The 20,135-nt window shown below is 56.9% G+C and carries 18 protein-coding genes; 9 read left to right on the top strand and 9 right to left on the bottom strand.

The window, feature by feature from the left end; translation table 11 throughout:
• Positions 1 to 98: 98 nt before the first annotated feature.
• Positions 99 to 1,349, bottom strand: coding sequence for a phospholipase D-like domain-containing protein (locus AABA21_RS33420; protein ID WP_338256967.1), 1,251 nt, complete (start codon positions 1,347 to 1,349; stop codon positions 99 to 101).
• 424 nt (positions 1,350 to 1,773) lie between these two features.
• Here AABA21_RS33420 and AABA21_RS33415 point away from each other — a divergent pair, with 424 nt between their 5' ends.
• The 5 genes from AABA21_RS33415 (at position 1,774) to AABA21_RS33395 (ending at position 5,412) form a co-directional block, all read left to right on the top strand.
• Entirely contained in the window at positions 1,774 to 1,998 is a 225-nt protein-coding gene (locus tag AABA21_RS33415; RefSeq protein ID WP_338256966.1) for a hypothetical protein, read from the top strand.
• Between the two features lie 106 nt (positions 1,999 to 2,104).
• A complete protein-coding gene (locus AABA21_RS33410; protein ID WP_338256963.1) occupies positions 2,105 to 2,350 on the top strand; it encodes a hypothetical protein in 246 nt (81 codons plus the stop codon).
• A 73-nt stretch (positions 2,351 to 2,423) separates the two neighbouring features.
• Entirely contained in the window at positions 2,424 to 2,693 is a 270-nt protein-coding gene (locus AABA21_RS33405) for a hypothetical protein (protein WP_338256962.1), read from the top strand.
• A gap of 220 nt (positions 2,694 to 2,913) precedes the next feature.
• Positions 2,914 to 3,102: a hypothetical protein gene (locus AABA21_RS33400; RefSeq protein ID WP_338256960.1), complete on the top strand. Its 189-nt coding sequence runs from the start codon at positions 2,914 to 2,916 to the stop codon at positions 3,100 to 3,102.
• Positions 3,103 to 3,108: 6 nt separating this feature from the next.
• On the top strand, positions 3,109 to 5,412 hold the full coding sequence (locus tag AABA21_RS33395) for a peptidase domain-containing ABC transporter (protein ID WP_338256958.1): 2,304 nt from the start codon (positions 3,109 to 3,111) through the stop codon (positions 5,410 to 5,412).
• A 122-nt stretch (positions 5,413 to 5,534) separates the two neighbouring features.
• Here AABA21_RS33395 and AABA21_RS33390 read toward each other — a convergent pair whose 3' ends face one another.
• Both AABA21_RS33390 and AABA21_RS33385 read right to left on the bottom strand, forming a co-directional pair.
• Positions 5,535 to 6,713, bottom strand: coding sequence for a DUF4185 domain-containing protein (locus AABA21_RS33390; protein ID WP_338256956.1), 1,179 nt, complete (start codon positions 6,711 to 6,713; stop codon positions 5,535 to 5,537).
• 338 nt (positions 6,714 to 7,051) lie between these two features.
• Positions 7,052 to 8,116 carry a hypothetical protein gene (locus tag AABA21_RS33385; protein WP_338256955.1) on the bottom strand — a complete coding sequence of 355 codons (1,065 nt, stop codon included), beginning with the start codon at positions 8,114 to 8,116 and terminating at the stop codon, positions 7,052 to 7,054.
• 261 nt (positions 8,117 to 8,377) lie between these two features.
• Here AABA21_RS33385 and AABA21_RS33380 point away from each other — a divergent pair, with 261 nt between their 5' ends.
• A complete protein-coding gene (locus AABA21_RS33380) occupies positions 8,378 to 10,606 on the top strand; it encodes a protein kinase domain-containing protein (RefSeq protein WP_338256954.1) in 2,229 nt (742 codons plus the stop codon).
• 76 nt (positions 10,607 to 10,682) lie between these two features.
• On the opposite strand, the gene AABA21_RS33375 is transcribed toward AABA21_RS33380, so the two are convergent.
• The 3 genes from AABA21_RS33375 to AABA21_RS33365 are packed head-to-tail and all read right to left on the bottom strand — an operon-like array spanning position 10,683 to position 14,768.
• The gene (locus AABA21_RS33375; RefSeq protein ID WP_338256953.1) at positions 10,683 to 12,524 is read right to left on the bottom strand and encodes an anti-sigma factor family protein; all 1,842 of its coding nucleotides are present in this window, start codon (positions 12,522 to 12,524) and stop codon (positions 10,683 to 10,685) included.
• Positions 12,524 to 13,162 carry an RNA polymerase sigma factor gene (locus tag AABA21_RS33370; protein WP_338256952.1) on the bottom strand — a complete coding sequence of 213 codons (639 nt, stop codon included), beginning with the start codon at positions 13,160 to 13,162 and terminating at the stop codon, positions 12,524 to 12,526. Before AABA21_RS33370 ends, AABA21_RS33375 begins: the two co-directional genes overlap by 1 nt.
• 19 nt (positions 13,163 to 13,181) lie before the next feature.
• The gene (locus AABA21_RS33365) at positions 13,182 to 14,768 is read right to left on the bottom strand and encodes a protein kinase domain-containing protein (RefSeq protein ID WP_338256951.1); all 1,587 of its coding nucleotides are present in this window, start codon (positions 14,766 to 14,768) and stop codon (positions 13,182 to 13,184) included.
• 282 nt (positions 14,769 to 15,050) lie between these two features.
• Here AABA21_RS33365 and AABA21_RS33360 point away from each other — a divergent pair, with 282 nt between their 5' ends.
• Both AABA21_RS33360 and AABA21_RS33355 read left to right on the top strand, forming a co-directional pair.
• Positions 15,051 to 16,121 (top strand): LacI family DNA-binding transcriptional regulator, encoded by a 1,071-nt coding sequence (locus AABA21_RS33360; protein WP_338256950.1) that lies wholly within the window; start codon positions 15,051 to 15,053, stop codon positions 16,119 to 16,121.
• 296 nt (positions 16,122 to 16,417) lie between these two features.
• Complete coding sequence (locus AABA21_RS33355) at positions 16,418 to 16,597, top strand: hypothetical protein (protein WP_338256948.1); 180 nt, start codon at positions 16,418 to 16,420, stop codon at positions 16,595 to 16,597.
• A gap of 3 nt (positions 16,598 to 16,600) precedes the next feature.
• Here AABA21_RS33355 and AABA21_RS33350 read toward each other — a convergent pair whose 3' ends face one another.
• The gene (locus AABA21_RS33350) at positions 16,601 to 17,758 is read right to left on the bottom strand and encodes an AI-2E family transporter (RefSeq protein WP_338256946.1); all 1,158 of its coding nucleotides are present in this window, start codon (positions 17,756 to 17,758) and stop codon (positions 16,601 to 16,603) included.
• 241 nt (positions 17,759 to 17,999) lie between these two features.
• Here AABA21_RS33350 and ltaE point away from each other — a divergent pair, with 241 nt between their 5' ends.
• Positions 18,000 to 19,079: a low-specificity L-threonine aldolase gene (gene ltaE / locus AABA21_RS33345; RefSeq protein ID WP_338256945.1), complete on the top strand. Its 1,080-nt coding sequence runs from the start codon at positions 18,000 to 18,002 to the stop codon at positions 19,077 to 19,079.
• A 106-nt stretch (positions 19,080 to 19,185) separates the two neighbouring features.
• On the opposite strand, the gene AABA21_RS33340 is transcribed toward ltaE, so the two are convergent.
• Together AABA21_RS33340 and AABA21_RS33335 are read right to left on the bottom strand one after the other, a co-directional pair.
• On the bottom strand, positions 19,186 to 19,308 hold the full coding sequence (locus tag AABA21_RS33340; RefSeq protein WP_338256944.1) for a hypothetical protein: 123 nt from the start codon (positions 19,306 to 19,308) through the stop codon (positions 19,186 to 19,188).
• A gap of 133 nt (positions 19,309 to 19,441) precedes the next feature.
• Complete coding sequence (locus AABA21_RS33335) at positions 19,442 to 19,744, bottom strand: gamma-butyrobetaine hydroxylase-like domain-containing protein (RefSeq protein ID WP_338258516.1); 303 nt, start codon at positions 19,742 to 19,744, stop codon at positions 19,442 to 19,444.
• Positions 19,745 to 20,135 lie beyond the last annotated feature (391 nt).

Raw genomic sequence — 20,135 nt, 5'->3', positions numbered from 1 at the left:
CCGCACGCGCGTCCGCGTAGCGGACGCGCTGGTTTTATATGGTGGTGCAACAGGGGCGCGGATGCGCTCCGGGTGCACCACCATATAATGGGTTGTTGCTAGAAGAGCGGGCGCAGCAGATAGAGCATATACTCGCCAATCTTCCAGTAGATGGGACGCCGGCTCCACTGCTGCAGCGTCAGCTCATGGGAGCGAGCCGCGTCATACTCAAAGATCTTCTCCATCTCTCTGGCCGCGTCCTGATTATAAAACTCGACGTTGACCTCGAAGTTGCCCACCATGCTCAGGCGGTCCAGGTTGGCGGTCCCCACGGTGGACCACTGGCCGTCGGCGGTGGCCGTCTTCGCATGTATCATAGCATCTGCGTAGAGCAACACGCGAATGCCGTGCTTGAGACAATGGGTATAAAAGCCGTGGGAGAGCCAGTCAGCGATGATATGATTGGAGACCGCCGGCACCAGGATGCGCACATCGACACCCCGCTTGACCGCTTTGATCAGGGCATACAGGATGCCCCGATCAGGAATAAAGTAGGCAGTGGTGAGATAGAAGCTACTCTGGGCACGATCGATGGCCTCAAGATACATCGAACGGATCGGAAACATCAAAAGCATGGGATCGTTGCGCTGGATGGCCAGGTTATGGCTCCAGTCGCGCTTCTTTACATCGGGCAGTTCAGGCTGTTGCTTCTTTTTGTGCTCGTTCCAGAAGTCGATGAAGACATTTTCGATTTCGCGCGCGCCCGGACCGACCAGGCACGCATGGGTATCGCGCCAGTGCCGCGCATAGGAGTCCCCAATGTTGTAACCTCCAATGAAGCCGATCTGGCTATCGACGATCAGCAACTTGCGATGATCACGGGCATAGGTCTTGAGCTGGAAGAGCCTGAATGGGAAGGAGAAGAGTGGATAGGGCAGGACCTGGATGGCCGGGTCGAATTGAAAGAAGGAGCGAGAAACGACCAGATTGGCGAACAGGTCATAGATAATGTAGACCTCAACGCCGCGCCGGGCCGCCTCGGTCAACGCCTGCTTAAAGTGATCGCCAATCGTATCATCCTTCCAGATAAAGGTCTCAAACAGGATGCGCTGCCGCGCGTGTCGAATCGCCTCCAGCATGGCCCGGTACAGATCGTTGCCATAGGTATAGAACTGCACCTCGGTCTCCCCCATGTGGACCGGCGCCTCATTGCGCAGGCTCAAGAAGTGTCCCTGCGAACGTGTATGCTTCCTGATGCTATCGACCAGTACCAGGATAAAGCTCATCAGAAGTGGTGGCAGGGCGATCAGCGCCAACAGCCACACAAGCAACCGACGCACAGGGATACGCTGAACAACTCGCCATATCATAGTCTCACCACTCCCGCATAGGATTCAAAGCACCACATACATCCTCCTATACATAATTATCGGCGCGACCACAAATTTTGTCATCCCGCTTCATATCTCATCTCTTAAATTTGAAGGGATTGTGCACAGGCGTGAAGCGTGCGCATCCAAACCCCATCTACTTGATTATATATGTTACAAACAGGTCAATTTATTAATAGTGCATAGTTTCACAGTGTAATTGTGAAGTGGAACATTGTTAACTCGCTTGCTTCCGACTAAACTACTCACATAAGATACTTCTCAATTGAGAATGTCTCCTTCAGTACATGAACAACACAATAAAGTCAACCAATGAGTGTAGACCGCCTGCATACATGACTATCCCGTTCGGAAGTAGAGCATGTGCAGGGGTAACAAGGCTAAAGCAGAAAGGGAAAACACCATGCTGAACAAGAATAACGCAGAGAGTAGCGCCGTCGAGCCACTGGGGATGATCGAATTGAACGAGCAGGAGCTGGCGGGCATCAGCGGGGGGTGGGGTGGTTGGGGTGATTACGATGATGATTTTGATGATGGCTACGGTAGCAGGCGCTCATTTGAAAAGATCGTGGTCATCAAGCGCCGGTCCTCGCGTCGCCACTTTGATTACGATGACTACGACGACTAGTAGATGTCCGCATACGTAAAGATGTCCATTTTTAGGCGTCAACATTTTGCAACTTCTAGTGAACAGGTTCAATGCATCAATCAATGCAAATGAAAGGAACAACCAGATGAAGCTTAACAACATTTTCTCCACATCCAACGTACGCAACGATGAACAGGAGCTCAATTCTGTAGAGCCGGTACAAAATAATGTCGAGTTGAATGAAGAGGAACTGCAATCAGTCAATGGCGGTTACCACAGGCACTTCCGCCACCATCGCCATCATCGCCATGGTCATGGCTATGGTTACGGTTGGGGCTGGGGCGGTGGCTGGGGCGACGATGACGACTTTGGTGACGATGACGACTTCTAAAAAGCGCGCAAAAGCATAGAGAGATGTCCTTCACAAAGGGTGCAATGTAAATGCAAATGAAAGGAACAACACGATGAAGCTTAACAACATTTTTTCCACATCTAACGTACGCAACGATGAGCAGCAGCGCAATTCTGTAGAGCCAGTACAAAATAATGTCGAGTTGAATGAAGAGGAACTGCAATCGGTCAATGGTGGTCACCACAGACACCATGGGCATGGCCATCGCCATGGCTATGGCTACGGCTACGGCTACGGCTACGGCTACGGCTACGGCTACGGCTACGGCTACGGTGGTGGCTGGGGCGACGATGACGACTTTGGTGGCGATGACGACTTCTAAAAAGCGCGCAAAAGCATAGAGAGATGTTCTTCATAAAGAGTGCAATGTAGCTGTATGACAACCAGGTGTATGGAGATTTCTTTGACAGGGATGTCTCCATACACCTCTATTATTTTAAAAGCATATAGCGAATGCCTGAATAGGTACTGATCAACATAAAAAATGGAGCTATAAAAAGAGCTTTGCTATACATACGAGTTATGCAGAAAGGAACGTTGTAATGATGCATCAGCGTCGACCTATCTTCCGGCAGCAAGCCATCCAACATTATGTTCAGAAGAGAGAGAAAGATGTCCTACCACGTTTTGTGTCGCCGCTATTATTGCTCTGGCTCTGGATCCTGTTATTCCAGCTCACCCTGGTCGGTCTGCTAATCTATACAACGCTGGCACCATCTGCCGGGAGGTAATACTATATGAATCATATGCAGGTCATTGGCAATGACAATCGTGAGGTGGTGGCGCAAGCTCCGCAGGATGAGCACTCCGGGCGGCCCGCGCCCATGGTGAGATGCTTCCAGGTGCTGTGGCTGGTCATGGCGGGACTGTGCCATAGGATGCTACGGCGCCGGGTGCCGGTGCTGCTGCAGATGAACGCCGTCGAGTGCGGGGCCGCCTGCCTGGCCATGATTCTGTGCTATCATGGCCGCAAGACCAGCAGCGCCGAGATCAGCGATCAGGCCAGCGTGGGACGCGATGGCCTCTCGGCGCTAGAGATCGTGAAGACCGCCCGCCAGTACGGATTGCGCGTCAGGCCCATCTCGCTGCGTGATAACGATTTCCGCTCGGTCTCGCTACCGGCCATCGTCCACTGGCAGTTCAACCATTTCGTGATCGTCGAGCGCTGGGGTCCGCGCAGCGTCGACATCGTCGATCCAGCTTTGGGGCGCCGGCGCGTCTCCAGCGCGGAATTCGAGGAGAACTTTACCGGCGTCGTCATTATGCTGGAGCCGGGAACACAATTTGTGCGCCACACCGCGAGCTCACGAATCACTCTATACAGCTACGCGAAACAATATGTGCGCCGCGCGCCCATCATCCTGCTGCAGATCGCCGCCGCGACCCTGCTCTTACAGGGTTTGGGACTGGCCCTGCCGCTGGCCACCGGTTTCGTCATCGACGCGGTCATCCCCCAGGGACAGGTGAGCCTGCTACTCCTGCTGGGCGCGGCGGCCATCGTCGTCGTGATCGCCGAGTTTATCACCTCGCTGCTGCGCACGATCCTGCTGACATACCTGCAGACGCGCATCGACCTGACGATGCTGCCCAACTTCTTTGAGCACATGCTCTCGCTCCCCCACAGCTTCTTCCAGAAGCGCAGCAGTGGCGATATCCTGGCCCGCGTCAGCAGCAACGCCTCGGTGCGCGAGATCGTCAGCAACCAGTTGATTTCGACCTGCCTGGATAGCTGCACCATCATCATCTCGCTCGTCATCCTGTTCTGCTACTCCACGCTGTTTGGCGCCGCCGTGCTGGGGGTCGGCCTACTCCAGGTCCTGCTATTGCTGTGTACCAACCGACGGATGCGCACGCTCGCGCGTCAGGATCTAGAGAGCGCGGGCAGATTGCAGGGTTACGTGGGCGAGATGCTCACCGGCATTGGCAGCATCAAGGCCGCCGGCGCCGAACAGCGCGCCTTCGAGCAGTGGTCGAATCTCTTCGTCGGCCAGCTCAACATCTCGATCCGACGCACCTACTTCAGCTCGGCCATCGCGACCTGCCTGGTCAGTCTGCAGGCCCTGGCTCCGCTGGCGCTGCTATGGCTGGGCGCCCAGCAGGTCATGAGCCACCACCTGCTGCTGGGCGCAATGGTGGGATTAAGCACGCTGGGCGCCTACGTGCTGTCGCCGCTCTCATCCCTGGTGCGCAGCGCCCAACAGATCCAGCTGGTCAATTCACACCTTGAACGCATCGCTGACGTACTCGACGCCCGACCAGAACAGAACATCCAGGCCGTGCAGCAGCCGCCACGACTGAGCGGACGCGTCAGCCTCGACCATGTCAGCTTTCGCTACGACGCGAATGCCTCCCACATCCTCAAAGACATCTCGCTGAACGTACAGCCCCGGCAGAAGATCGCCATCGTCGGCCGCACCGGCTCGGGCAAGAGCACCCTCGGCAAGCTGCTGCTGGGACTCATCATCCCCGATCAGGGAGAGATCGGCTACGACGGCATCCCGCTGCGCTTCCTGAGCTACCAGGCGGTGCGCGCCCAGTTCGGCGTGGTCATGCAGGACGCCAGCGTCTTCAGTGGCACGATCCGCCAGAATATCGCCTTTAACGCGCCCGACATCAGCATGGAGGCCGTAATGCAGGCCGCGCGGCTGGCCGATCTGCACGAGGACATTCAGAAGATGCCCATGGGCTACGAGACATTTGTCTCCGAGGGCGGCAGCGCCCTCTCGGGTGGACAGCGGCAGCGGCTGGCGCTAGCCCGCGCCCTGGCCAGCCAACCGGCGATTCTGCTGCTGGACGAGGCCACCAGCGCCCTCGACGTGGTCACCGAGCAGCATGTCGAACACAACCTGCGCGCTCTCCCCTGCACCCAGATCATCATCGCCCACCGCCTGAGCACCATCCGCAACGCCGATCAGATCCTCGTCCTCGACGACGGCCGCCTGATCGAGCAGGGCACCCACCAGCAGCTCTTACAGAGAAATAGCTACTACGCCCAACTGATCCAGAACCAGCTCGCCAGCGGAGAAGTCAAAGCAAGCTAACGGGATGAACAACCGGATTATCAGATGGCACAGGTTTTCAGAATAGAACAAAAGAGATCTCCACGGCACATGCGCCGTGGAGATCCGCAGCATAGATGGCTCTTCCTCACACAATAGAATCTCTACTTGCCGAGACTCTGTACGGTGGTATGCATCAAATAGACGCTATAGGGACCATACATCGACATGGTGAAAAAGACATCAGGCCCATTGTTCCAGAGGGGCGTGATATAGGGAGCATAGAGCTGTGGATATTGCTGGCCGGTCACAATTACCTGCTCCGGACTCCAGGGTCCCGTCAGATTATCAGCCGTGCGCAAGACGATCCGGTACTGTGGATCGTTCAGATACATCATGATCCATTTTTTGTAGTAGGAGTTCCAGCGCACGGAGAGCTCTCCGACCGGAGCGGGAACAATTGTCGCCGCGGCCGCGAGATTGTTGGTCAGCCAGGAGCTACCATTCCAGTACTGATAAGCCGCCAGATCGAGAATCGATTGCGGTCGCACACGGGCAAGCTGAACCCCTCCATATCTGCCACCTGGGATACCAAAGAAATAGAGGTACTCCTCATGCTCGACAATGGCAACCTGCCCAAAATTACTGTCTCCAGGCCAGGTTGCACTCATATCTTTGGTCCAGTTCTGGCCCTCATCGTCCGAGTAAGCCAGGCCCGCATAATTCAAAGTCCAATGACCCGGCGCACCCCACTCACGTACGGACATGTAATGTAAAAACATGCGATCAACAACTGATACACCATATGTCGGGATGACCGTATTTTCAACCCCTGGTATTTTTTGTGAAGAGAGTAATTCTTTGGCGTGCCCGGGTCTATCGGTGATCATCCCGCTGAAGACAAGTCCGTTCTGTGGAGACTGTGGTCGATCGATCCAGGCCATGGTATTACTACGCCAATCACCATGCGGTTGCGAGAAAAAGGGGTCCGCGTTCGGGCCGCCAAAGCCATCGCCAAATACCATATACATCTTGTCGTGATGCATAAACATATGGCCCAGGTCCGCGCCATTGAGCCCCCACCGCGTATCCGTATAGTTGAGGGGACCGGGCCCATTCTCGCGCGCAATCATATAGGTACCAGCGCTGCCTTTCGTCAGTTGCTTCGCCGCTGCAGTAGTATTCGCCTGGAATCGTGTATCGGCGAAGGCGGGCTTAGCGAACATCAGCAACCCCGATCCCGCCACCGCCGCAGCCGTCCCCTGCACCAGGAGCTGTCTCCTCGTCACTCCACGCTTTTCATGTCGAGCTACCTGCTGGTCTGTGTTCTTGCTTTCAGCCATGTATCTAGATTCCTTTCTACAGATATGATCCGTTGACGATCTTCTGGATTAGCATTGGCCGCTATCCAACTGAAGGTAAAATCATGCTACGAAGCTGTGAAAACGTTTACATGAATGCGCGATTTCAATTCGCGCCGGGTGATCGCGATCAAAAGTAAGTATAGACGGCTATTAATGCAAATGTCAAGAGAAGCATCTATGCATGGTTGCTTAGAGAAAACATGTTTCTTACGCGGACACGAAAACGGGGCGAAGTTCAGGGCGGCCATTGCGGCCATTTATGAGTGTTCCGCGATTCTTTTCCGACCGGTAGTTTCAGAACGCTAATCAGCAATGCTCTACTCATTGGCAAATCTTTTATCGAGCCAGGGAGCTGGAGAGGCTTTGGCATGGCTCCAGAGTACGCGTTCATCAAGGCGACGTGTCAGACGGTATGCAATCGGTCGCCATCCCTGGCGCATCCACATGCGCGAGGAGAGCAGATTGGTGGCACGCCAGTCAGTGAAGCAGAAAGCGTAGCCAGTGGCATAATCATCAGCCAGGCCGTGGGCTGTCAGGATGCGGCCTATACCCTGTCCCTGCTCCTCTTCTCGCGTCGCGGCAAATCCCAGGAAGCTGCATTTTTCTGGGAGCACCATGTTGCCGATGCCACGCGGCGGTTGAGCAGGTAAGTAGACCTGAGTGCTGACGAGCTGCCCATTGCGCAGGGCGAGCCATGTCTTCCATTCTGGATTTTCAAGCTGTTCCAGCGTCTCCTGCCGGACCTCTTCTCTATCATAGGGCGTGACTATTGAGTAGACGGGTGAGCGAGATTGATGCAATGAGATCACATCATCCAGCTGCGAAGAGATGTCCAGGTCGGCAGGGCTGGCACGGCGAATCTCCAGCGTCGGATCAATAGGAACATCAAACGAGGAAGCTGGCGCCGTTTCACGCAGGCCATAGACATGCTCTTTACCAAAGCTGAGATTAAACCAGGCATCGATAGCAGCCTGATCTGAGGCAGGGATATTGGTAACGTGGTAGAGGCATCCCAGGGCAACCCAGGTCGGGGAGAGGGCTGCGTAGAGATCACGGTAGAGTTCCGCGCTATAGGAGCGATCAAGAGCATGTCCGGCATATTCAACCCAGACGCTGCGGCCCCACATCTCATTAATCTTCGGCACACCAATCAGATAGCCGACCATTTTTCCGTCCTGCCGGGCCACTACACCACCTGCACTCATACCGTTGACAGTTGACGCTTTCCAGGTTTGTTCAAGCTCAAGACGAGCTTCGGACGGACGGCTAAAACGCTCAGGGAGAGCAGGTTCGTGAATACGGTCGCCCTGGTGGCGGCGGGCAAGCAATTCAGAAGCCTCTTCAATATCAGCTTCGCTAAATGAGGTAATCTTTGTATGCATGAGGCATACTCCTTTTTGTGAATGATGGGCATAGTATAACGTATTTGCCGGGGTTACACGCACTCAGTTTCAGGTATTTGCACGAGGTCGCGGCGCTCCAAGCTGGGGCGGGCCCGGCACCTACGGGGGCGGACACAAAGCGGGGTGAGGGTCCGGAGCGGCCATGTATGAGGTAAAAGCTTGACGTACTTGCTTCATTTCTTTACAATTGGGCCAGGAAATACGTCTGCGGGCTGACAAGCGCAGAAAAAAGGAGCAAGGATGGCGGATCGCATAGGGCAGCGACTGGGAAACTATACGCTAGTGCAACTGCTGGGCCAGGGCGGCTTCGCCGAGGTCTATCTGGGGGAGCACCTCTACCTGAAGTCACAGGCTGCCATTAAGATCTTACAGGCACGACTCTCTGGTTCGGACGATTCAGATAGTTTCTTAAAAGAGGCACAGACGATTGCACGTCTATCACACCCCAATATTGTGCGTGTGCTAGATTTTGGTATCGAGGGTGAGACGCCCTATCTGGTGATGGACTATGCTCCCAATGGGACGCTGCGCCAGCGGCATACGCGTGGCGTGGCGCTGCCCCTGGCGACCGTCGTTCCCTACGTGACCCAGGTGGCGGACGCGCTCCAGTATGCCCACGATGAGCATATCATTCACCGCGATGTGAAGCCGGAGAACATGCTGGTTGGCAGGCGCAACGAGATCCTGCTGAGCGATTTCGGGATCGCGCTGGTGGCGCAGAGCTCGCGCTACCAGGGAACGCAGGATGTGATCGGCACGGTGGCCTATATGTCGCCCGAGCAGATCCAGGGTAAGCCCAGGCCGGCCAGCGACCAGTATTCACTGGCCGTCGTCGTCTACGAGTGGCTCACCGGCGATCGGCCCTTCCACGGCTCGTTCACCGAGATGTGCACGCAGCATATGTTCGCGTCCCCGCCTCCCATCCGAGAGAAGCTGCCACAGATCGCGCCTGAAGTCGAGCGCGTGGTCATGCAGGCCCTCGACAAAGATCCCAAGAAGCGCTTCGAGAGCGTCAAAGCATTCGCCAGCGCGCTGGCGCAGGCGGCCCAATCCAATCCGACCGGTCTGGTACAGGGCGCGGGCATACCGCCAAATCCATACAGCACGGTCGCCATGCAATCGGGTACGCAGGCACCGCCACAGGCGCCAAATGCGGGCGGCGTTCCACCGGTCCCTTTTACGGGACTGATGTCGCAGCCCTTCAATCCAGGTGGGGGCAGCCAGCCCAACAATACAAATAATCCCTATGCCACTCAGCAGCAGCAGAATAGCCAGGCCAATAACACGTATGGCACGCAGCAGATGGGGACCCGGCAGGACGGCCCGGCCAGCAATACGAATAATCCCTATACTACCCAGCAGCAACAACAGAATAGCGGCATGGCTGCAAGCGGACGGGAGAATATCGGCAATCAGTTGGGGAACCAGGGGCAGGCGCCGACGATGCATTCGGATCGCACAGAGATGCAGACCAGCATGCCGCAGCCCCAGCAGCCCAATACTGCGTATCCACAACAGCAACAGCAGCAGCAAAACCAGCCTGGGCAGCAAAAGATGTTTCTGCACAGCAACAATTCCCCTCAGGGTGGACCCCAGAATGGGCCGCGTCCGCCGATGCAGGGTAATGCGCAGCAGCGGCCCCCCCAGCAGCAGTATCCACCGATGCAGCGACCTCCGCAGCAGCAACCCAATCATCCCGGTGGCTATAACAATGGGCCGCAGCAGGGCTATCAGCAGCAGCACCGGGGACCGCAGGGAGGCTATGGCAATCAGGCACCGTATCGGCAGGAGCCACCGGTGCTGCAGCAGCAACAGTATCGTCCGCAACAATCGTATAGCGCGCCCGAGCGCGACGAGCGTCCAGCGCCGCGTCCCTCCTACGCGGATGAACCCAGGGAGAGGGAATCGATGGCCGAGTGGCTGGGACCGCTGAACGCCTGGAAGTGGCCGATCCTGGCTACCGTCGTCGGCATCGTCCTGTTCTGCTTCCTGCATAGCTTCCGGCCGATCATCTATGGCCGCAGCATCCCAATCCTGCTGGTGCTGCCGCTCTTCTTCGGGGCCTCGTTTGGTCCGATCGTGGGCATCCTGGTGGGTGCTGGCGGAGCGATGGTCGCCGACTTCATGTACCGCGGCAATGACACGCTGACGAATACCCTGTTCCATAACGTCAACTTTGGGCCGCAGTATCACGCCTGGTGGTTCCCGATGGCCTTCTACGGCATCGCCGGACTGATCGCCGGGCTCAGCATGCTGCGCCGCCGCAAGTTCCCTAGCATTGGCTCATCGATCCGCGCCTGCCTGCTGGCGGCGATCGCCATGGCCGCCGTGGTTGGCTTCATCATCTACAACGCCAGGGGGTGGCGCCTCTTCCCCGAGATCGGCCTGATCGTGCTGATCAACATCGTCATCAGCCTGGTCATCCTGATCGTCTACAGCATCATGGGTCGCCTGATCGACCCCGCCTAGAAAGCAAACAAGCAGGGGACACAGCCAGTAGCGGCTGTGTCCCCTGCTTTGTTGTGGGCAATCCCAGCAATACGATCTACAGAGAGGTCCAACCCAGAGCATACTGGTAGGTACCGCTGGTCTGGGGGACCGCCGTCAGGGTACCACCCGCTTTGGATGATCCATAGACGATCTCAGGAGTGGTCCCCGAAGCTGAGGGCCAGTTAGAGACCACGAACATACTGCCGTCAGCGGAGGTAGCCACCGTACCATTGGCAACATTCATGAAATTGGGATTTGAATTCCAGTTGCCCTGTGCGCCGGCAAGCCGGATTGTGCCGCCGCCATCGGTCTTCACCAGCCACAGTTCACGTGTACTCGCCGCGGGATTGCTGGCGATCACCAGCAGATTTGTACCACCTACGCTGAAGTCGTTCAGGAGCAGTTGCGGCTTCTTAAACAACACCTGTGGCGACTTCCAGTCGGTCGAGAGGCGTTCGATCTCTGACATGCCTGCCTGATTAGTACCACATTCCGCCCCCGAACAGGAGGACGCAAGCAGGTAGATGTTTGAGCCATCAGCACGTCCCTGTACATACTGCTGTGTACTGACCAGAGGCAATGCGCTGAGGTCCTGATGTGTGCCATTGTCGAGATCAAACAGATAGGTATGGGAGGGGACTGAACCAAGCCCATCCGACAGGTACAGCTGTGTGGGCGAACCCCAGAACGAGGGGCGTGGATTGTATCCAGGAGGGGTATTCTGCTGAGGAATATCTACCGCGTCCAGATACTGCCCGGTTGTGGTGTTGATCAGGTGGATCGTATCGGCTACACCAACGGCCTGAATAGGATCGTCAAAGGCGATCCACTTTTTACCGGGCGACCAGGTGAGGTTGGCCAGTTCACCACAAAAGAGCGTCTGTGCCCCCTGCCCATCGACGCGCGCCATACGCAATTCGACATACGCAGTGTCGCCAGGCTTCGTAGTATCGAACAGCGAGAACAATACCCATTGTCCATCAGACGACAGGAAACTGGATCTAACTATATATGGGCTGGGAACAGCGTAAATCTCACTGCTCTGGTGCGAAACGGTATCGTAGCGCATGATGCTATTCGAATCGGCAACATAGACGATCTGCGGATGTGGACCCTGAGCCAGGGGAGCCGTCACCATAGCACGCGCTGTGTTAGGGGCCGGGCAATCTGTCCGCGTCGGCGGCACCGGTTGCGTGACGTTGGTGGCAGTCGGCGACGGCGTTGGGGTCGCAGGAGCGGTTGGCGACGCGGTCGCGGTCGCGGCGGGAACCGGGTAGTGTGGAGGCCGCGGATTGTTGTTGTTGTGGCTGACCAGTAGCGAGCGTAAGCTAAAGAAGCTACCAACGATAACGGCCACCACCACGACCGCCACCAGCGTGATCCAGAGAGAAGTGTTTGTCTGGCGTTTTACATAAATGTGTTGTTGCATAGCAGGCATCCTTTTTTGAGCATTGGCATTTGGATCAGATACATTTTTCAGACCATAATCTTTTGTACTATTGTATTGATCGCGCGCATCTTCCCTGTGCGCGATTTCTGTATCCATAACGCCTGAATCCCCAAAAAGCGGACGGGGAGGTGAAGCATTTTTGTCATTCTGCTGATTATTTTCTGCTGGCAACAATTGAAAGGCGGTAGATTGCAACGCCGACGGCTGGTCGAGTCCTGTCAGCACAGCATCAGCCAGAGAAGATGCGGTGGTCGGCGGCGCGCCATCCCTCAGGGTCGCCATCAGACGGCGGACGTGTTCAATCTCAGCAATATCTTGCTGGCAACGTGGGCAGCTGCGTACGTGTAGTTCAACACGGGATCTCATGTGCTCGCTGAGTTCGGCGGAAACGTAATCACCCAGAAGGGCATTGGCCTCATCATGGGTTAGAGCCTGCATATCACTCATTAGCACACCTCCGTATCCAACAACCTGTACGCCTTGCGCAGAGCGATCAGCGCGCGCGACACCCGCTTGCGCACGGCCTCGCTGCTCATGCCGAGACGGGCCGCGATCTCGCCATAGCGCTCCCCGCTGACGTAGTGCAGCACCAGGCAGGCCGCGTCGTCCTCATCCAGCGTACTGAGCGCGGCGCGCAGCATTTCGCGCGCGATCGAGCTATCCTCAAATGAGGGCTGCTGCGCGCCGTGTTCAAATGGCACCTCCCTGTTTTCGGAGCGGTTAACAGCCGGACCATGCATCCGCCGACGCACATCCTGCTTGCGCAACAGGGAAAGCGCGCGATTGGTCGCGATCCGGTAGAGCCACGGTGCCAGCAAGCGGGCCTCTTTTCCCGGAGGACCGGACTCTTCGGTGTTCACATAATCCAACGGCTTCCAATGTGGGAGGGTTTGATAGACGGCGATAAATGTTTCCTGCGCGACATCACGGGCATTCTCCCTATCGCCCCCCAGCATCTGTGTCAGATAGGCAATCAGCCGGCCCTCATACAAAACCACCAGATAGCGAAAAGCCTCGGCATCTCCATGAGTGGCCCGCTCAATCAATGCCAGTTCCCCATCGCTATCTGATACCTGTTGCTCCATACACTTTGACAGCTCCTTCTCATCTTTGTGTGGGCAAAGAAAATATCTCGTTTCCATAACGCCTCATCCATAAAAAAGCGGACACACATGTTCGGGCCTTGCGCCCCATAAGCTTCAATGTAACGGCATCGGAAACGAAAATCGTAGGTTCGGCCCTTGCGGCCGATTTCCTCTCCACGCACGAAAACGCATGTGAGATGCATATCCATGCGGGGAGGAGAAATCGGCCGCAAGGGCCGAACCTACGAGGTGGTGTGTTTTTGGTGGAGGTTTTGGCGCGCGTAGGGGCTTTTTTGGCAGAGGTTTTGCTCTCGGCTTTTTCGCCTTTGGCATGAACGGGGGCTTTTTTGGTGGCGGGCTTTTCAGCTTTAGAGCGTGCAGGTGCTTTCTTGATAGGGGTCTTGCTCTCGGCCTTTTCGGTTTTCGCATGAACCGGAGCTTTTTTCGCGGTACTCTTACTCTCGGCTTTTTCGGTTTTGGCGCGGGCCGGAGCTTTTTTGGTGGTGGCACTCTTCTCCACGGCTTTTGTGGTTTTGGTACGGGGTGTGACTTTTTTGGTGGTGGAGGTTTTGCTGGTGGCGCGGCGCTTGCGTGGAGCGGTCGCGGGCGCGAGGTCGGCCAGGGTGGCTTCGGCGTTCATGGGGACGGTTTCTTCGTAGAAGACGCTATCGTCGACGGGAGTCTTTCTGGCGCTTCTGGGGGTGCCGGGGGCGCGCAGGATCAGGCGCTTGCCACGCCGGGGTGCGACGGCGGGGACGGGCCAGTCGGCGGTGGTCACCTCGGAGGAGTGCTGATGGTGGGTGTCGAGTGCTTTGATGAAGGCGGCCACGTCCTTGAAGCGATCGGCGGGCTTTTTCGACAGGCCGCGCAGGATGGCCTGATCTACGGAATGGGGCAGCCCCCTGGTCAACTGGGAGGGCGGCACGGGCTCTTCGTGGAGATGCTTCTGCATCAGGGTGGCGACGTCGTTGCCTGCGAAGGGACGCTGGCCGGTCAGCATCTCATAGGCCATGCATGCCAACGCATACTGGTCACTGGCATAGCTCACCTTGCCCTGGAACTGCTCGGGTGCCATGTAGGATGGGGTGCCCCCGATGCCGTGGCCCGACGTCTTCACCGATTTCAGGACGCGCGCGATATCGAAGTCCGAGATCAGAGCATGGTCGTCGGCGTTAAATAAGATGTTCTCCGGCTTCAGATCGCAGTGCACGACGCTGTGGGTGTGGGCGAACTGCAGGCCCTCGCCGACCTGATCCAACAGAGCCAGCGCCTGCGACAGGGGCAGGGGATGGCGCAGGTGATCGCGCAACGATCCGCCCGGCGCGTACTCCTTGACGATATAGGGCGCGCCCTCGTGGGTACCAAAGTCGATCATGGATAAAATATGGGGATGGCGCAGCTGCTCCAGGATCTGGGCTTCCTGATGGAGTATATCTTGCTCGGCGCCGGGATCGACAAAGGTAGTGTGTAGAATCTTGAGGGCCACCGGACGCTGCGACAGAAAGCTGTGGACCGCCTTGTAGACGTACGCGTACACCCCTCTGGCGATCTCATCCACGATGCGGTAATCACCAATCTTCTGACCTATATGGATCTGGAGCTGCATAGAAACACCTCGATTCGTTTTCTTTATAAGAACACGCCGCTCTTCGCCAGCGCAGTGGATACAAAGGCCCATTATAGCACGTCTCATCTCTACTTGTAGAGCATTTACCGGTCAGTCGTGAAGGAGGGTTTCACCGCACTTCTGCCCGCAGGTATTTGCGGTATAGCAGGACAGGAGCCTCGAAAATTGACAGGGGATAGAATTTTTGTTAAAGTGCGAGAAGATTGGGCGCTTTTCAGTTTCTGTTGATTGAATAGCTTGTATATGGGTGAGAAAAAATAGATGACCTCAGAATCACCTTCTATCGTTGATGTGGCGAAGAAAGCGGGGGTTTCCGTTGCCACGGCCAGCCGGGTCATGAGTGGCTCGACCTATCCTGTCAGCGAGGGGACGCGCGAGAAAGTATTGCTTGCCGCCAGAGAGCTGCGCTATGTTCCCAACTCGCTGGCGCGTAGCCTTAAAGCGCAGCGCAGCAAGCTGATCGCGGTCCTGGTAGGAGATAACGCCGATCCTTATTTCGCGCAGGTGGCGCGCGGGGTCGAGGAGGTCGCCAACAGCCACGGCTATCTCACCATCATCTGCAACACCGAGCGCGACCCGATCCGCGAGCTCTCGTATCTGCAGACGCTGCAGGACTATCGGGCCGATGGCATTATCTTCACCGGTAGCGGCTCCGATGAGACCAGCGTCCCCGAGCAGCTTGAGATCGATGACATGATCGAAAAGATCCAGCGCAGGGGCGCGGCCATCGTCATGTTATCGCCCCACAATCTCCAGGCGCCCTCGATCCAGCCCGACAACCTCGGCGGCGCATACGAACTGACCAGATACCTGCTCGAACTGGGACATACACGCATCGCCTTTGTGACCGGGCCCGCCAATGTGACGGTCGCCAATCAGCGCCTGCAGGGCTATCGCCAGGCCCTGACCGATTCCGGCATCACGCCCGATGATACGTTGCTGTTCCCCGGCAACTTCGCCCAGGCCGGCGGCGAGCGGGCGGCCGCCATGCTGGACCAGCTGCCACGCGAGAAGCGGCCCAGCGCCGTCTTCGCCTGTAACGACGAGACCGCCTTTGGCCTGATGTATGGCCTGCATCAGCACGGCTGGCGCCTGCCCGAGGACATCTCCATCTGTGGCTTCGGCAACCTCCCCATGGCGCGCATGGTCACGCCAGCGCTCACCACCGCCAATATCTCCCTGCGCGAGCTGGGTCGGGCCGGCGCCCAGAAGATCCTGGCCCTTCTGCAACACCAGGACACAACCGTCCAGGAAACATTCCCGACCACCATCGTCAAACGCGCCTCCACCATCCCATTCGCCCACACCACCTCTGACATGGACAATAAATAAAAATGCAGTACGTGCGGGGCTTGCCCCCGCTTTCTTGCTTGCCGCTCGTTAATGCTGGTTTATATTGATGCAAAAAATATTTATTGTCGCTTTTTCGAGCGGGAGGGACAAAAGCGGGGGCAAGCCACGCACGTACTGTGGTCGTTTCTCGTTTTGCATACTGCTAAACGGAAAAGTTGGGAGGGATTTGGTTGACCGGGAGGCGGTCAGAAACGTGTATCGGTCAGAAACGTGTATATAGAATGCGATGAATGTACCCGGTGGTTGCCGGCGCCATATATATGGGAGGAAGCGCGATGTTATTAGAGGCATACCTGGCGTATAGTCTGATTCCTTTGTTCTTTATTGTGCTGGGATTTCTGGTGTACCTGGTAATGAGATATAGCCACACGCCTGAGGCGGAGCAGCAAACAATGACTGCTGGGCAGACAAACACGGCGCGGCGGGCCAATTCAGATGAGCATCAATCACGGTAGCGGCTATCTTTGAGGTTGATCGCCGTCGTCAAGGGGTCCATCATCCTGGGGAGAGGATCTTGCGCGCTGGCGGCCGAACTGTTCGGGGTGGGTGTGCCGCCATTCGAGCCAGACGGTGATGAGCAGGGCCTGCAATACGCCCGCGATGGGGGAGGCCAGCAGGGCGCCCCAGATGCCGAAGAGCTGCGATCCGGCGATGACGGCGGCGATCGAGACGATGGGATGCAGGCCGATGGCCTCGCCAACGATGCGGGGACCGACGATGTCGCCTTCAAGGATGTGTACTATGATAAAGTAGATCAGCACGCCGACCGCGATCCAGATACCCTGCGTCAGGGCGATCAGGGTGCAGATGGCGCCCGAGATGAGGGTGCCGAGAATGGGGATGAACTCCAGAATGAAGGCCAGCACGCCGAGCAGCAGAGCGTATGGCACGCGGAACAGCGCCATGCCGATGCCAACCAGCAGGCCGATCAGGGTAGCCAGGATCAACTGGCCGCGAATGTAGCCGCCCACCACGCGCTGCAGGGTGTCGATCAGAAAATCCGGTCGCGCCTTGTCAGGCAGATTGTGGCGGCACCAGCGATTGATCCGGGGGCCATCGATGAGGAAATAGATGGTGATGACCGCCACCACCACCGTGTCGAGTAGAACATCCAGAATGCTGGTAATCAGGGGCAGGGCGCTGCTGGCCAGGTTCTCCCCGCGCGCGATCAACTGCTGGCGAGCCGCGATGATCTGCTGCTGCGTAATACCGAAGGACTGCAGAAAGTGCTCCAGCGGAGATGTGGTTCCATGGCGCGGTGCCAGCACAAAGGCCAGCGAACGCGCCAGCGAGGTAAACTGATGCACGGCGGTGCTGGTCACGAAGTAGAGCAGCAGGCTCAGGCACGCCAGAGTGATCAGGCAGATGCTTACAATGGCGAAGGGGCGCGGAATAAAGCGCTGCAGCCACTTCACGCCTGGCATCAGCGCATAGGCCAGCAGGGCTGCGATAATCAGGAGGAGCAGGGCCCGTACTATGTGGGCCGCACCCCACAGCACCACCGCCACCACGCCGATCCAGGCCAGGATCGCCACAGGAATGTCCCGCCGTCGCTTCCATTTGATATCGTTTTCATTAGCAGGTGCGTCCTGCGGTAGGTGTCTCGTCGTCGACATATCCCCCAATTCCTTCCAGGCACAGGCGGCCTGCATAACACATCGCTCTCTTTAATAATAAAGAGAGCAAAGATGTATAAATATAAATGTTTTAGGAGTTGGTGCAATACCACGGGTGGGCGCGAATGCACCCACCCGTGGTATTGCACCAACTCCTAAAACATGGCTTTGCCTGCATAGGCTATACTGAAGATGCGAGAAAAGAATATAGTATGCATCTATGGAAAGGCAGAAATATTTTATGAGTATTGATGATAGATATATTGATCTGCGTAGTGATACTGTAACCCAGCCGACGGAGGCGATGCGCGAGGCTATGTACCGGGCCGAGGTGGGAGACGATGTGTACAGTGAAGATCCCACCATCAATCGTTTGCAGGAGATGGCCGCGCACAGCACCGGCAAGGAGGCCGCGCTCTTCGTGCCCAGCGGCACCATGGGCAACGCCATCGCCCTCCTGACCCATGCGGGCCGAGGACAGGCGGTCATCGTCGGCGATCAATCGCACATCTACCGCTATGAGGCCGGCGGCGCCTCCACCCTCGGCGGATCGCCTATGTATGTCGTGCCCACCCATCCCGATGGCATGCTTGATATTGACGCGGTCGCACACGGCATCGCCGATGAGAGCGACGAACACACGGCGTCCACCGCCCTGGTCTGTATCGAGAATTCGCATAACCGCTGCGGCGGCACCGTACTGGGGGTGGAGCAGATAGAGTCGATCACCACGCTGGCCCATGATCGCGGCGTCGCGGTGCATATGGATGGCGCGCGCGTCTTCAACGCGGCCACCGCGTTGAAGGTACCGGTGAGCACGCTGGCGGCTAGCGTCGACTCGATGATGTTCTGTCTCTCCAAGGGACTGAGCGCGCCAGTGGGCTCGCTACTGGTGGGCGAGGCGGACTTCATTCGTCGCGCGCGGCGCATGCGCAAGGTACTGGGTGGAGGAATGCGGCAGGCGGGGGTGCTGGCCGCCGCCGGCATCGTGGCGCTGGAGCAGATGGTGGATCGGTTGGCGGAGGATCATGAGAACTGCGAGCGCCTGGCGTATGGCCTGGCGGACATCCCCCATGTCCAGATTCAACCGGACCAGGTGGTGACGAACATCCTGCTCTTCTCGCTCCAACATGGGGAGCAGCCGTTCTCCGATAGCGAGATCGACCTCTTCCTCAGCAAGGTGCGTGAGCACGGCGTTCTGCTGGGTCGCATGGGCGAAAAACATATTCGCGCCGTCACCCACGCGGGCATCGAGGCCGAGCACATAGAGCGGGCCCTGGTCGACATCAGAAAGGTGCTTCAGGAGATGCGCTCCTCGTAGTCACTTCAGCGGCGATACAAACAGGTCAGGAGTAGCACACCTGCTTTGTATCGCCGCGGCCCCATTACTGTATGTATATCTATCGCCATAGAGTAGAGCAGCAATGCTAGTGCGACATGGCATTGCTGGCGAAGAACGCCAGCACCAGCAACCCACTGACGACCAGGGCAAAAAAGATACGCAAGAGCCAGCGCGAAGTCAACAGGCGCGAACGCCCACGTGTACTCATATCAATCAATCCTCCATCGTCTCACTCAGTTAGCCATTTCGAGTGCCAGAATACTCTAGAGAGTTTTACTTACACTACCTTCTTTTCACTAGCTAAAACGATGTGGGGATTGAATGCTAACAGCTTATGCTTGTTACGGCCTTTTCTTCCTACATTCATCGCATTCGCACATGGCGCGCAATTTCTCGTAGGTATAGATACCCGTCTTATGGCCATCTTCCCAGACCGGGGTCAGGCCATAGCGACCGACCGGCTCGATATTGACCAGGGTCGTCTCTTCGCGACTCAGGCTCTTCTTGCTGGCCAGCACGCCCGGCTGCCCGCCCTCACCGGCGCACCAGGCGCAGGGGCAGGCCCAGCGCAGCTGCTCCCAATCGTGGACGCTCTCGTGCTCGTCGGTCCACGAAAGATACAGTGTGCGCTTCTCCTCATCCAGGAAAAAAAGAGGTTGGGGATGGATGATTATATTGCGACATAGAAGGCTCCTATAGGAATGTTGTCATCTCTTATAGGTGGTGTGGTGTGGTCAGCCGTGCGCTGCATGCGCACGGCTGACCACACCACACCACCTATATACTGTGTAGCGCTATTATATATCTTTTTGCCTTCAGGGGCTATACAGACGGGTGTGACCTGGGGCGTGGTGCATGCGTCCTCGCAAATTAAGCATCATGCGTATGGTACATGTATTAAAATACAATCTATTTCGGCTCTTTTAGTTACTCTGATGCACCGATTCACGTTCTACGAAATAGAAAACGTTGGGGGATGTGAAGGATGAGTGAAATCATTATTCCCGGCAGCATTATCTGCTGCTGGATCATTAT

The organism is Dictyobacter halimunensis, assembly GCF_036245075.1.
This window is presented reverse-complemented; position numbering and strand designations above follow the sequence as displayed.